Here is a 14389-nt window from a genome sequence, read left to right as displayed (position 1 = left end):
AGAAAATCTTCAACATCCAAAAATTAAGAAAATTCATGGTAAAGGTTTAATGCTTGCGCCAGAATTATCATCGCCAGAATATACGTTGCGCGTTCAGCAAGAATGTATGAACAGAGGTTTGATTCTTTTCTTTTTGATGTATAGTATCGAGAATTTACGAATTACACCACCAATTAATATTTCGGATGAAGATATTATAAAAGGTTGTAATATTTTAAAATCAGTATTAGACGATTTAGATTAAATTTTAATAAATAAAAAAGAGAATCATAATTGATTCTCTTTTTTATTTAGCTCTTTCTCCCATACAACAATATTCTCTTAAAGGAATAAATTGCAGGAAAATTCTTATAATATTTCTTAATTCTTGTTTTGAATTCTGTAGTAAATAATTCTTGTTGTTCTGTAGTTAAGCGCTCCATATAAGGAATCAATGCAGAACCAGAAATGAAATTATAAAATTCTGTTTCGTCATTTCCGTAAATTGGATAAACTTTCATGTTAATGTTCAAATCTTTCAATCCATTATCAAACATGATTTTCGCATAATCATCTATCGTTAACAAAGGCGAATCTCGATGAAAATTATTCAAATAATTTGCAAAAGGTTTTTCTTGTGCCAAATCACTCAAAATAACATTTAATACATTATCTTTTTGACAAGGCATTTGCACCGCAAATTGTCCATTATCATTCAGTTTTGAGATTAATGTGGGAAACAATTTTTCATGATTATCTGACCATTGTAACGCTGCATTACTAAAAATTAAATCCCAATTTGTATCAGAATTTGCAAATTCTTCAATCGTTTGTTGCTGAAATGTAAGATTGGCTAAATCAAATTCTTTTGACTTTTCGAGCATTTCTTTAGAAGAATCAATTCCTAAAAAATTAGCGTGTTCAAATTTATTGGCAAGAATAGCTGTTTGTTCACCAGTTCCACAACCAACATCGACGCAATTTTTCAAATTATCAGCAGAAATCAAATCCGCTAAATCATAAAAAGGTTGATAACGAATATTTTTAAATTGATTATAAATTTCGGGATTCCAAGGCATTTTTATTGAATTTTAATGTGATTAAAGTTAATGAAATTTTATAATATTTAACCCGTTGTATATTTTGAATTAAAATTCGTCAGTTCGAGTGATTTTTAGAAATGAAATGAATAAAAATTGTATCGAGAATAGAATTTTATCTTCTAAAACCTTATTCTCGATACAAAATTCTAAAAGAATTTCACTCGAATTGACGGTTTAATTGCTAAAATTATCAAAATGCACAATGAATAGTATTTATGATTAATATAGATTTTAACATATAATTATTTTAAAATGTTGTTTATTTGAATTTTGTAAGAATAGAGATGAGCCAAGAATTAGAAACTATTGCAGATTATTACAATAAAATTAGTTTAGAACAAGCCGAATTGATGAATTCTGCTAATTTTGAACACGATAAAGCGCATTTTAATATTTCTTTGCGCAAATATTGTAGTTTTAAAAGTCCATATAGTCGACGAGATTATTACAAAATAAGTCTGTTGATTGGTGAAGGAATTTTTAAATATGGAAATAATGAACGGTATATTTCTAAGCCGGTTTTATTTCTTCCATCTCCTCATATTTCTTACACTTGGGAATGTAAATCAAGTTTACAAGAAGGTTATTTTTGTTTGTTCAATCAACAATTTTTTTCTGAAAATAAAGAGTTTGATGTCTTCAAAAAAACATCTTTGTTTAAAGATTGGAGTTCTCCTTTCATTGAGATTTCGGAAGAACAATTACCTTTGATTTTGTCTTATTTTCAGGAAATGTATCGTCTTAATCAATCCAATTATCAATTGAGATATTTTAGTATTCGTAATCATTTATCTGCTATTTTTCATTATGTTTTAGAACAAAAAGTTGATGAAATACATGCGGTTGAATTGCCTTCAAATGTGAGATTGTATAAGAAGTTTGATGAATTATTAAACAAACAATTTCCGCTCGATTCGCCTGCTCATCCACTTATTTTGAAAACACCAGCTGATTTTGCAACGAAATTAAATATTCATGTAAATCATCTCAATTCATCGGTGAAATCTGTGACTAAACAAACAACGACACAGATTATTAAACAGAAAATTGTTGAAGAAGCCAAAAATTTGCTGTTGTATACTGATTGGGATATTGCGCAAGTTGGTTACACATTAGGTTTTGAAGAACCAGCACATTTTAATAATTTTTTTAAAAAACATACTTTAACTTCTCCATTAAAATTTAAACAAGAAAATTAATTTATTTGATTTTTGTAATTTTTTATTTGTCTTTTTTAATTCCTCAATTTCACATTCATTTTACTTTTGCATGGTAAAAAATGATTTATGTTGAGAGAAGCATCAGAAAAAAGAAAAAAAATTGTAAGTATACTTGGTTTCTTTTCGATTCCAATTTCGGGATTTGTAACAGATATCTATTTGCCGTCATTTCCGTCGATGGCAAAATCGTTGATGGTTCCAGAAAGTAGTATTCAATTAACTTTGACTTGTTTTTTATTGAGTTACGGTTTATCCCAATTGTTTATTGGAAGTATTTTGGATGCAATTGGACGATATTATCCAAAAATTGTAGCATTATTTGTCGTATTAATCACAAGTTTGGTTATCGCGAGTACAGATAGTATTTTGTTGATTTGTTTGCTGCGTGTTATTCAAGGAATTTCAGTTGCGGTTATTGTCATTGCGACCAGAGCACTTTTTATCGATATTCATACACCGGAAAAGGCTAAACATTATTTAGGTTATTTTACTATTGTTTGGTCATGTGGACCTATTTTAGCACCGTTTTTAGGTGGATATTTAGAAAAATTGTTTAATTGGCATGCAAATTTCTATTTTTTAGCAATTTATGCAGCTTTAATTTTAATTTTTGAATTGATTTTAAGTGGAGAAAGTATTACTGAAAAAACTAAATTAAATTTTAAAAACGTCATCGATACGTATAGAATGATGCTTAAAAATCAGTTATTTATAGTCGGTATTATGATACAAGCTGTTGCTTATTCTATTGTGATGATTTTCAATATTATTGGTCCATTTTTAATTGAAAATACTTACCATTTTAATTCTGTTGTGATTGGTTATTCAACTTTAATTTTAGGTTTTTCGTGGATGATTGGCGGATTTGTAGGAAAAAAAAGAATGCATCTTGATTTTAATGAAAGTATAGTTTTAACTATTATTATACAATTAATTTTGATTTCACTTTTGATTATCACAGGTTTCTTTGTTCAAAATCTATTTGTTTTATTATTCTTTGCTTTTTTCATTCATATTTGTTCAGGAATTTTATTCACATCATTCTTTACTTCAAATATGATGGCTTTTCCTAAAAATGCTGGTGTTGCTGGTGGTTTGATGGGAGGAATGACGTATATTATTACTTCGCTTACAAGTTTTATTATCTCAAACACAGGTAAAGTTGATAGTCAAAATGGATTAGCAATTCGATATTTTATCTTTTCATTTCTATTGTCTCTAATTATTTACCTTATGTATCGAATGAAAAAATCAGCTCGAAAAAAAACTATAATCGTATAATTAAATCCGAGCATTTGCTCGGATTTTTTGTGAATAGATTTTTATATTGGTTTATTGTTTACTTTATTGTAATTTGAAAAGGCTTTTTGTCTAGTAGAATTGAAAAAAGAAATTTTTAGATTCTTGAATTTTGTAAAATTTTATTTTAAGTTTTTTATTAATCATTTAAAAATATGTTAAACTTTTTTTTAAAATCAAATAAAACTGATATTGTAGAAAATCTATACCATTTTATTAAAAAATATAGATTTAAAAATAAACATTTTTGGGAAGCAAAAGGAGGAATTGAAATATATAAATATTTAAGTGATTTTTCAGATAGTGATTTTGATAAGTTAAAGGATAATTTATCAGGCTGGAAAAACTACTCTATAAAAATACTAATTAATTGTACAATAAAAGGTTTAAATAGAATGTATACTACGGATTATGATACTCAACCTATATTTGTGAGGCTTTATTCATTTTTATCTAAAGATTTACAACATTTAATTTCTAGTAAATGGGAAGGTAATTATATAACCCATTCAAAAAGCGAAACTAACAATTATAAAATTCAAGATATATATTATTATATATTGAAAAATACACATGTTGATGGAGATTTTTGGAGTATGGGGGGGAGGAAATGAGTATATTCAAGAAGATTTAAATGATTTTTCTAAAAATGATTGGGAAGATCTTTGTCTTGATGTACTAAATTGGTCAGAATTTGATCAATATGTATTAATACAATCAATTCCGCATGGTTTTGGAGGTTGGATTTCTTCAAGATTTAACGGTGATTCAGTTTTATATGCTGGTGATTTTCTGTTAAATTTATTTCGCATAACTGAAAATAATGAAATTAAAGAAGAAATTATTGATTGTAGTTTTTTTCTGAAAATTATTAATACTAAGAACTATAAAGGGTTAGAATATATTAAAAAATGGATGTTAGTAAATAATCTTAATAATAATGAAGCTTTTTTAAATATCGAAGAAGCATTAAAAAAAGCATATGATTAAATATTATTTTATCAAAAATCCGAGTAAGCGCTCGGATTTTTGATAGCATATTTTTCCTATTTAATAAACCGCCTCAGCGATTCTTTTTGTATTTATAGAATTACTCATTGTATAAAAATGTAATCCAGGAACACCAAAATCGATCAACTCTTTACATTGTTGAATACACCATTCAATTCCGATTTCCTTGATTCGTTCCTTATCTTTCGACTTCAAAACTTCCATTGCCAAAGCTTCTGGTAAGTCCAAATAGAAATTTTGTGGAATCGACGTTAGTTGATTGAAAGTTGTCAAAGGTTTTATACCTGGAATAATCGGAATATTAATATCCATTTCGCGACATTTTTTAACGAAATCAAAATATTTCTGATTATCAAAAAACATTTGCGTCACGATATAATCTGCACCCAATTCCACTTTCTTTTTCAAATAATACAAATCCATTGCAAGATTCGGCGATTCGAAATGCTTCTCAGGATAACCCGCCACACCAATACAAAAATCCATTGCATGAGACTCTTGTAGTTCGTCATCCAAATAATTTCCAGTATTTAAAGCCGTAATTTGCTCAATCAATTCCGATGCATGCGCATGTCCTCCAACTTCTGGCACAAAAGATTTTTCCGATTTAATAGGATCTCCACGCAAAACCAAAAGATTATCAATTCCTAAGAAATTCAAATCGATTAACGCATCTTCTGTATCTTCTTTTGTAAATCCACCACAAATCAAATGCGGAATTGCATCTATCTTATAATGATTCTGTATTGCAGCACAAATTGCAACTGTACCAGGACGTTTTCGTACTTGATATCGCTTCAACAATCCGTTTTCTTTCTGTTTGTAAATATACTCTTGACGATGATAAGTTACATCGATAAAAGCTGGATTTAACTCAACTAATGGATCTAAAGTTTTGAACGTCGCATTGACATCTTGCCCTTTCAAAGGTGGTAAAATTTCCACAGAAAACAACGGTTTTCCGTTTGCGCGTTCTATATGTTCGGTAACTTTCATTCTTTATTTCATCGTTTAGCGAAGTTCGAATCTCGAATTTCGATTATATATTTTCTTTTATATGGGCGTTTCCTTCGGGAGGGCTTTTCGTTGCAATCTTTTTTGTTCATTTCGACTTTGCTCAATCATCAAAAAAGGATTTTCACTGCAATCCCTAACGCATTTTTTAATTTTGTTCTACGTTCGTTATCATGCTGAACTTATTTCTACATTTCATCCAAACTTGTGTAATTCTGAAACGAGTTCAGACTGACTTTGCTTTTCTTGTCATTCTGAGCTTGTCGAGGAGTCTGAGATTCTTCATTTAGCTAGAGCACAATGTACTTTTTACATAATACATTGTACAATTCCTTACGCCAAATTAGGACTCAACCAACGTTCAGCTTTATCGAGTTCTATATTTTTACGTTTTGCAAAATCTTCAACCTGATCCATTTTTATTTTTCCAACTCCAAAATATTTTGCTTCTGGATTTCCAAAATAATAACCCGAAACAGACGAAACAGGATACATCGCCAACGAACTTGTTAACTCAATTCCTGCATTTTTCTCTACATCCAAAATCTTGAAAATTGTTTCTTTTTCTAAATGATCAGGACAAGCAGGATAACCTGGAGCAGGACGAATTCCTTTATATTTTTCTGAGATTAATTCATCATTCGATAAAGTTTCATCTTTCGCATAGCCCCAAACTTCTGTACGAACATATTTGTGCAAATATTCAGCATAAGCTTCAGCCAAACGATCGGCAATTGCTTTTACCATAATCGAATTGTAATCATCTAAATTCGTTTCGTAAGCTTTGGCAACTTCTTCAATTTCTTGTCCAGCAGTCACAGCAAATGCTCCGATATAATCTTGAATTTCTGAATCTTTTGGCGCAATAAAATCAGCAATCGAAATATTTGGTTGCTCTTTCGATTTTTTTGCTTGTTGACGAAGTGTATAGAATTCCTCGATTTTGTTATCATTTTCATCAAACAATTCAATCGTGTCATCGTTTACCGTATTCGCTTTGAAAAGTCCAAAAACAGCTTTTGGTTTTGCTAAATTCTCAGTTTCGATTTTATTTAACATTGATAAAGCATCGACATATAATTCCTTGGCATTTGTGCCAACAATTTCATCTTCTAAAATTGCAGGAAATTTACCGTGTAAATCCCATGTTTTGAAAAATGGAGTCCAATCGATAAAATCTCTTAATTCAGAAACTGTTGTTTGATGCGTGAAAACACCTAATTTATTTGGTTTAAAAGGTTTATTTTCTTCAAAATCAACTTTTAATTTATTCTTTCGAGCATCTTCAATCGATAGATATTCTTTTGATACAGCACGATTTAAGAAACCTTCTCTAATTTTTGTATAATCAGTAGTTGTTTCTGTAAGTAATTCTGCTTGTTGATTTCCAATTAATTTTTGACAAATCGTAACCGAACGCGAAGCATCTAAAACATGAATAGCTTTATCATATTCTGGTGCAATTTTAACGGCTGTATGCGCTTTAGAAGTCGTCGCGCCACCAATCATCAATGGAATATCAAGATTAAGACGTTTCATTTCTTTGGCAACATGCACCATCTCATCTAACGAAGGTGTAATCAATCCAGAAAGACCAATCACATCGACATTATTTTTTTGTGCTTCATCTAAAATTGTTTCAGAAGAAACCATTACACCTAAATCTATAATTTCGAAACCGTTACAACTTAAAACGACAGAAACAATATTTTTTCCAATATCATGAACGTCACCTTTTACAGTTGCCATTAAGATTTTAGAAGGCTCTTTATCTGTTTTATTTCTAAGTTTTTCGTCCTCTAAAAAAGGCGTTAAATAAGCAACAGATTTTTTCATTACACGCGCTGATTTCACAACCTGAGGCAAGAACATTTTTCCACTTCCAAAAAGATCTCCAACGACATTCATTCCATCCATCAAAGGACCTTCAATAACACGTAGAGGAGAACCAATTTTTTCTAAAGCTTCGGCAGTATCTTCGTCAATAAATTCTGTAATACCTTTAACCAACGAAATTTCAATACGTTTTTCTAAAGGTAACTCACGCCAAGCATCATCTTTCTTTTTCTCTTTTGTAACACCTTTTAGATGTTCGGCAAAATCAATCAAACGCTCTGTTGCATCCTCACGTCGATCTAATAGAACATCTTCAACGTGTTCTAATAAATCTTTTGGAATATCATCATAAATCTCAATCATTTCCGGATTGACGATTCCCATATCCATTCCATGTTTGATGGCATGATACAAAAACGCTGTATGCATTGCTTCGCGAACCGCATTATTTCCACGGAACGAAAACGAAACATTCGAAACTCCACCAGAAACTAATGCATGCGGAAGATTTTCTTTGATCCATTTTGTTGCATCAAAAAAATCGATGGCATTTCGTCGATGTTCGTCCATTCCCGTTGCAACTGGGAAAATATTCACATCAAAAATGATATCTCTTGGATTGAAATTTACTTCATTCACCAAAATATCATACGAACGTTTTACAATTTCGATTCGGCGTTCATAATTATCTGCTTGACCTTTTTCATCAAACGCCATAACCACTGTTGCAGCACCAAAACGCTTAATTTTTTTGGCATGTTCAATAAATAATTCTTCTCCTTCTTTCAAAGAAATTGAGTTCACAATTGCTTTACCTTGAACATTTTTCAGACCAGCTTCGATAATTTCCCATTTCGAAGAATCAATCATAATTGGCACTTTCGAAATATCAGGTTCAGAAGCAATCAAACGCAAATATTTTACCATAGAAGCCACACCATCAAGCATTCCTTCATCCATATTGATGTCGATAATTTGCGCGCCACCATCTACTTGATCACGTGCAACTTGAAGTGCTTCTTCAAATTTTTCTTCTTTGATTAATCGCAAGAATTTTTTAGAACCAGTAACATTTGTACGTTCACCAACGTTTACAAAGTTTGAATTTTTGCGTACAATTAAAGGTTCTAATCCAGAAAGTTGAATTTTTACGCCTGACATTCTACATTAATTTTTCGAGGTTCGTATTCTTTTGCTAAATCAGCCATCAATTTAATATGATCTGGTGTAGTTCCACAACATCCACCTAAAATATTTACTAATTTTTTATCCAAGAAAGGTTTGATAAAATCTCGCATCATTTCAGGCGTTTCATCATATCCACCGAAAGCATTTGGTAAACCGGCATTTGGATATGCGCTCACATAAAATGGAGCTTTTTCGGCTAGAACTTCCAAATATGGAATCAAATCTGTTGCACCTAAAGCGCAATTTAATCCAACTGAAATTAAATCAATATGTTCTAATGAAATCAAGAAAGCTTCGGTTGTTTGTCCAGAAAGCGTACGTCCAGATTTATCTGTAATTGTACCTGAAGCCATTAACGGAACATTAATTCCTGTTTTTTCTATTGCATCTTGAATTCCATAAAATGCTGCTTTTGCATTCAACGTATCAAAAATAGTTTCGACAAGTAAAATATCGGCACCAGCTTCTAACATTGTTTTTGCTTGACGATAATAAACATTTGCCAATAAATCAAAATCCACATCGCGATAACTCGGATCATTTACTTGTGGCGAAATAGAGGCTGTCTTGTTTGTAGGGCCTAAAGAACCGACAACAAAACGAGGTTTATCTGGCGTAGAAAACTCCTCGCAAGCTTCTTTCGCTAAACGAACGGCTTCGTGATTTAATTCATCAACCAAATCAACCATATCATAATCAACCATAGAAATAATATTAGCGTTGAACGTATTTGTTTCGATCAAATCCGCGCCAGCAGCCAAATATTCTCGGTGAATATCTTTTATGATTTGTGGTTGCGTTAAAACCAATAAATCGTTATTTCCTTTTAAAGACGTATGAAAATCCTTGAATCGTTCTCCACGATAATCTTCTTCTTGTAAATTGTGCTTTTGGATCATTGTTCCCATCGCACCATCTAAAATTACAATACGCTCTTTTAGTATATCGTTTAATTTCATTCTAAATATTTTAAAAGCCTTATGGGAAGAAGTGTGAGGTGAGTGTCCTTATCTTTCTCTATTTGAGTAGGATTTAGCACCCAACTATACTTTGGGTTGCTAAGATTTCAACGGGCCTATTCCCTCCATCTTTCTTTATAAAGCTATGTGCAAAATTATTTAAAGTATTGAGAATAAAAAAATCAAGATTGAAAAAAACGAGTTTAGAATTTGGTTCATAGAAATAATTTTTGTTTGAAATAGTTCAAAATCTCTAATAGGTCATTTTTGAAATTTATTTTAGAAAAATATTCTTTAAAATGATGTTTTTAAAGAAATAATATTTTAATCAATTGTTAAAACTAATTGTTTTTAGAATATTTTTAATAAAAATAGGTTTTTATTAAAAATTATTAAGATTTGTTTTTTCTTTTAATCGTGTTTTTTAGAAAATTATTTTTACATATTTATATTTATAGAATAAAATTCATGATTTGTGTGTTTTTATTACTAATTACGGAAAATATTAAATCACAACAATGAAATTAATTTGGATATATAGAATTCTTTCACCTAAATTTGTCCTCAGAAATAGTTCATTAAAATTTACATTTTATCAAGAAAAGTGGAGGGAAATGGCCCAAAGAAACTTTAGCAACCTGATTAACGAATCAAGGTGCTAAATCCATCCTTATAGGAAAGATGAATAAAAACTACTGTAAACCAATCATTCAATAATATTCTTTATTCAAAATGGTTCAATTGTTTTTATGCGATTGAACCATTTTTTTTCTTCACTTTTCTCTGATAAAAAAATATTAAAACAAAAGAATACATGAAAAAAATAAATATCGGATTGTTCGGATTTGGAGTTGTAGGAGAAGGAATTTACAAGGTTTTAGAAGAAAAACCACAATTGAATGCTGCAATTAAAAAAATTGTAATTAAAGATAATTCTAAACCTAGAAATGCTCCGTCTGAATTATTTTCGACTAATGCGGATGATATTTTAAATGATGATGAAATAAATGTTGTTGTTGAGTTAATTTCGGATGCTGATGCGGCGCATGATATCATTATAAAAGCGTTCAATAAAGGAAAACATGTGGTGAGTGCAAATAAAAAATTGATTGCCGATCATCACAAAGAATTATTGGATTTGCAAGCAAAAAATAATGTTTCTTTTCTTTATGAAGCATCTGTTTGTGGATCAGTTCCGATTATTAGAAATTTAGAAGAGTATTTTGATAACGATTTATTGAATTATGTTTCTGGAATTGTAAATGGTACAACAAATTACATTTTGACGAAAATGGCAAATGAAAATGAATCGTATCAAGATGCCTTAAAAGCAGCGCAAGAAAGTGGTTTTGCAGAAGCTGATCCAACGGCTGATGTAGAAGGTTTTGATGCGTCGAGTAAATTAGCAATTATTACCTTGCATGCTTTTGGTAAAAAGATTGATGTTGAGCAAGTTATTCGAAAAGGAATTACCTCATTGAAAGTGGAAGATTTTAAATACGCGAAAGAAAAAAATTATACAATAAAGTTGATTGCGAATTCTAAAATTAATCATCAAACAGGTGAAATTACATCAACAGTTTTACCAACTTTTGTTGAATTAAATAAAACAATTGCGCTTGTAAACAACGAATATAATGGTGTTTTGATTGGAAGTTCGCTTTCGGATGAACAATTTTTATACGGAAAAGGAGCAGGGCGTTTCCCAACTTCTTCGGCTGTTTTGAGTGATATTTCTGCGTTAAAATATGATTATCAATATTCGATTCGAAAATATGAAAACAAAGAAGAAGGTGTTTTTAATCAAACAGGAAAAAAGAGAATTTATATCGGTTTTGAGAATCAAGCAGATGATGTTTCAAACATTTTTGATGAAATAGAAGAGCGTTATCAAAGTAAAAATTACAATCACATTGTTGGTGTGATTGATATAGAAAAGCTCAAACAAAAAGAGATTATTGAAAATCCAAAACTTTCAATAATTGCGTTTGAGTAAATTTTTGTGATTAAAAAGCCTCAATATTAATTGAGGCTTTTTTTGTAAATCTAAAAATTAAGGTTTTTGTAAATACTTTTTCAATAAAAGTTTTAGTGGTTTATTTTTAATTAATCCAGCATAAGTCATTTCAATTTTAAAATCTTTTGAGATCAAAACCCAATATGGATAACTAATTTGTTCGTTTTTATCAATAAATTCTTCTAAAAATGGGTGAGTTTTTTTATTCGATTTAGGTTCATATTTTTTGTTTAAAAAAATAATAGATTCATTTGTTTCTGCATCAAATTCAATAAAATAAATGTCATTATTTAGAATTTGAAGTAATTCATCATCTTTTTCTAATTGTTTCTTTTGAATCATACAGTAACTACACCAATTGGTTGAAAAATAAAGCAGAATTGGTTTAGGATTTTCATTAAAAATTGAATTAAATTTTTCTAATGAAATCTGTGCTTGGAGATTCAATGATGATAAAATGAATATGAAGTACCAGATTTTCATTAACGTAAATTATATCGGACACCTATAAAACCTCTTGTTCCCTGCATAGGTGTATAGCTGTAATCATTTGGCTCAAAAATAACATCATTACTTCCTTTAGGAGGAGTAATGCCATTTCCTGGTTCTCCGAATGGATCCCACCAACGAGCAATAACATCGCCTTTTGGTAAAACATTAAAAATATTTTTTACTCCACCATAGATTTCAATATTATTTTTGAATGATTTACTCAATTGAATATTGGCAATAAAAGTTGGTTTTGAATATTCTGGTCGATAATCATTTTCTACGCGAGGTAATTTCATTTTGTCATTATAATTGGCGGTTAAATCAATAGTAAAACCTTTTTTGAATGTATAACTTGCTAAGAAATTTCCAGACCATTTCGGTGCGTGATATTGAACTTCTTTTTCTCCATTTTCTTTTTTGTAAACATCCATATATGTAGCGCCAAGCATTATTTTAAGAGGAAAGTCAAATGTTGCATCTATATTTAAAGAAACTCCTTGAGATATTGCGTGTCCATCTAAATTGTCATAGATAATCTTTGTTTCGTCAGTATCTGTATCAGCAATAATTTTGTTTGTGAAATAAGAATAGAATGTTGTAAAATCAAAGTTTAGAGCTGCAAAAGAAGTTGGTAGTTTGAACACATAATTAATATTTCCATTATATGATTTTTCAGGTTTTAATTCATTTTCAAAAACTACTTGTCTAGCTCCAGTTAATGCACGATGATCTTCTGTGAAGACATTCACAACACGAAATCCTGTACCAAAACTTGCTCTTAAAGTATGATGAGATGAAGGTGAAAATTTGTAAGCTACTCTTGGAGAATGTATTCCTTTATGTGTTTTATCGTAATCAAATCTGTAACCAAGTAATAATTTGTGTTCAGAATTTAATGTCCATTCGTCTTGTACAAAAACACCAGGAATAGGTGTATTCGTAGGGTTATTCTTGATTAGATTATTATCTTCATCATATTCTCCAGTACCTCTAGTGTTATCATCGTAATAAGTATACTTGAATGAAGATCCTAAAAGTAAACTATGTTGTCCAATTATTTTATCCCAATAAGCTTGAGCAAAAACAACTTGTTGTTTTCCTTGATACGATTCTGGACCATAAAATGAATTCTGTTGATGAAAATTGTAAGAAAATTGTGTCATTATTTTTTCTTTTACAGGTAATTGATACATTCCTATCGCTTCAAAACGATTTGTCATAATGCTTTCTGCATAAACTTCGTCACTTCCTCTGTGTAGTTTTCTTTTCCAATTCATTTGACCTCCCCATCTATCTTCGTATAAATAACGTAAAGCAACGGAAGCTGTTCTATTTTCTTGACGTTCAAAATCAAATTTATTGAATAATGTAATACGATCTTGTAACGTTACATCTGTAAAACCGTCATTATTTTTATCTTTTTTATTGTCATATTTAAAGTAATTAAAGCCAAATAAACCATTTACCTTTTCTCCTAAATTATATTTGTATCCTCCATCAAGATTGGTTTCCAACCAAGAAGTAGTAAAGGCGTCTAAAGATAATTTTGGAGCAGATTTAGGAGATTTCGTAATTACGTTAATTATACCTCCCATAGCTTCTGTTCCATAAAGGGAAGATGCTGGCCCTTTTACGACTTCTATTCGTTCAACCAAAGAATTCGGAATTCCGCTCAAACCATAAACTGTAGATAGAGAAGAAACAATTGGCATTCCATCAATTAAAATCATGGTATAAGGACCTTCCATTCCGTTAATATGAATATCACCTGTGTTGCAAACGTTACAATTTAGTTGCGGTTGAACACCATTTATTAATTGTACAGCGTCAAATAATGAAGGTGTTGGATTTTTTTGAAAAAACTTTGGTGTATAGATTTCAATTGGAACTGGACTATCAGATTTTCTTACAGCTTTCATTGTTCCTGTAACTACAATCTCATCTAAATTTTCTGAAGGATCTTTCACGAAAATAGAATCTTTTTGTTCCTGAGCATTTGATAGAATGGAGGTTAAAGCAATGAATAAATAAAATGTTGTTTTCATATCAAGTAAAAATTATAATCAAATTAAAAAGTTAGACAAATCTAACAAAAATATTATTAAAAATGAATTATTAAATTTTACTTAATTTTCAACTATATTTGTTTTTATGAATTCATTGGTCGAAGAAAATTACCTAAAAGCATTATTTCATCTTTCTGAAAATGGAAAAGGAGAAGTGAATGTGAAGGATTTGAGTAAGCATTTGGAAATAAAAATGCCTACTGTA

Annotated in this window: 11 protein-coding genes, 2 pseudogenes and 2 riboswitches; of the genes and pseudogenes, 7 read left to right on the top strand and 6 right to left on the bottom strand. The window is 30.1% G+C overall.

Translation table 11 applies throughout. From position 1 onward, the window contains the following. Positions 1 to 244, top strand: a pseudogene (locus B2217_RS07430) (aspartate aminotransferase family protein); the annotation flags it as partial. Positions 245 to 290: 46 nt separating this feature from the next. Here B2217_RS07430 and B2217_RS07425 read toward each other — a convergent pair. Then, complete coding sequence (locus B2217_RS07425; RefSeq protein WP_291116620.1) at positions 291 to 1058, bottom strand: methyltransferase domain-containing protein; 768 nt, start codon at positions 1056 to 1058, stop codon at positions 291 to 293. A gap of 308 nt (positions 1059 to 1366) precedes the next feature. Between B2217_RS07425 and B2217_RS07420 the strand changes: the two genes are divergently transcribed. The 4 genes from B2217_RS07420 (at position 1367) to B2217_RS07405 (ending at position 4591) form a co-directional block, all read left to right on the top strand. Continuing rightward, positions 1367 to 2281 carry a helix-turn-helix domain-containing protein gene (locus B2217_RS07420; protein WP_180906824.1) on the top strand — a complete coding sequence of 305 codons (915 nt, stop codon included), beginning with the start codon at positions 1367 to 1369 and terminating at the stop codon, positions 2279 to 2281. 87 nt (positions 2282 to 2368) lie between these two features. Beyond that, complete coding sequence (locus B2217_RS07415) at positions 2369 to 3583, top strand: MFS transporter (RefSeq protein WP_180906732.1); 1215 nt, start codon at positions 2369 to 2371, stop codon at positions 3581 to 3583. Between the two features lie 173 nt (positions 3584 to 3756). After that, on the top strand, positions 3757 to 4215 hold the full coding sequence (locus B2217_RS07410) for a hypothetical protein (RefSeq protein WP_180906733.1): 459 nt from the start codon (positions 3757 to 3759) through the stop codon (positions 4213 to 4215). Next, complete coding sequence (locus tag B2217_RS07405) at positions 4181 to 4591, top strand: hypothetical protein (protein WP_180906734.1); 411 nt, start codon at positions 4181 to 4183, stop codon at positions 4589 to 4591. The genes B2217_RS07410 and B2217_RS07405 overlap by 35 nt, the downstream gene beginning before the upstream one ends. A 60-nt stretch (positions 4592 to 4651) precedes the next feature. On the opposite strand, the gene metF is transcribed toward B2217_RS07405, so the two are convergent. The 3 genes from metF to B2217_RS07390 form a co-directional block, all read right to left on the bottom strand. Further along, positions 4652 to 5608: a methylenetetrahydrofolate reductase [NAD(P)H] gene (metF, locus tag B2217_RS07400; RefSeq protein WP_115000637.1), complete on the bottom strand. Its 957-nt coding sequence runs from the start codon at positions 5606 to 5608 to the stop codon at positions 4652 to 4654. A gap of 351 nt (positions 5609 to 5959) precedes the next feature. Next, positions 5960 to 8623 carry a methionine synthase gene (metH, locus tag B2217_RS07395; protein WP_291122238.1) on the bottom strand — a complete coding sequence of 888 codons (2664 nt, stop codon included), beginning with the start codon at positions 8621 to 8623 and terminating at the stop codon, positions 5960 to 5962. Then, positions 8611 to 9609 (bottom strand): homocysteine S-methyltransferase family protein, encoded by a 999-nt coding sequence (locus B2217_RS07390; protein ID WP_038331700.1) that lies wholly within the window; start codon positions 9607 to 9609, stop codon positions 8611 to 8613. The genes metH and B2217_RS07390 overlap by 13 nt, the downstream gene beginning before the upstream one ends. A gap of 45 nt (positions 9610 to 9654) precedes the next feature. After that, positions 9655 to 9753: riboswitch (SAM riboswitch) on the bottom strand. A gap of 445 nt (positions 9754 to 10198) precedes the next feature. After that, positions 10199 to 10297: riboswitch (SAM riboswitch) on the top strand. A gap of 126 nt (positions 10298 to 10423) precedes the next feature. Between B2217_RS07390 and B2217_RS07385 the strand changes: the two genes are divergently transcribed. After that, positions 10424 to 11605, top strand: coding sequence for a homoserine dehydrogenase (locus B2217_RS07385; protein WP_038331702.1), 1182 nt, complete (start codon positions 10424 to 10426; stop codon positions 11603 to 11605). 57 nt (positions 11606 to 11662) lie between these two features. On the opposite strand, the gene B2217_RS07380 is transcribed toward B2217_RS07385, so the two are convergent. Continuing rightward, complete coding sequence (locus B2217_RS07380; RefSeq protein WP_084106839.1) at positions 11663 to 12109, bottom strand: thioredoxin fold domain-containing protein; 447 nt, start codon at positions 12107 to 12109, stop codon at positions 11663 to 11665. Next, entirely contained in the window at positions 12109 to 14163 is a 2055-nt protein-coding gene (locus B2217_RS07375) for a TonB-dependent receptor plug domain-containing protein (protein ID WP_038331706.1), read from the bottom strand. Before B2217_RS07375 ends, B2217_RS07380 begins: the two co-directional genes overlap by 1 nt. 106 nt (positions 14164 to 14269) lie before the next feature. Here B2217_RS07375 and B2217_RS07370 point away from each other — a divergent pair. Then, positions 14270 to 14389, top strand: a pseudogene (locus B2217_RS07370) (metal-dependent transcriptional regulator); the annotation flags it as partial.

This window comes from Empedobacter sp. UBA7620, assembly GCF_002484185.1.
In the GTDB taxonomy this organism is placed as follows: domain Bacteria; phylum Bacteroidota; class Bacteroidia; order Flavobacteriales; family Weeksellaceae; genus Empedobacter; species Empedobacter falsenii_C.
Note: the sequence above shows the minus strand (reverse complement) of the source record. Positions and strands in the feature narration are given on the sequence as shown.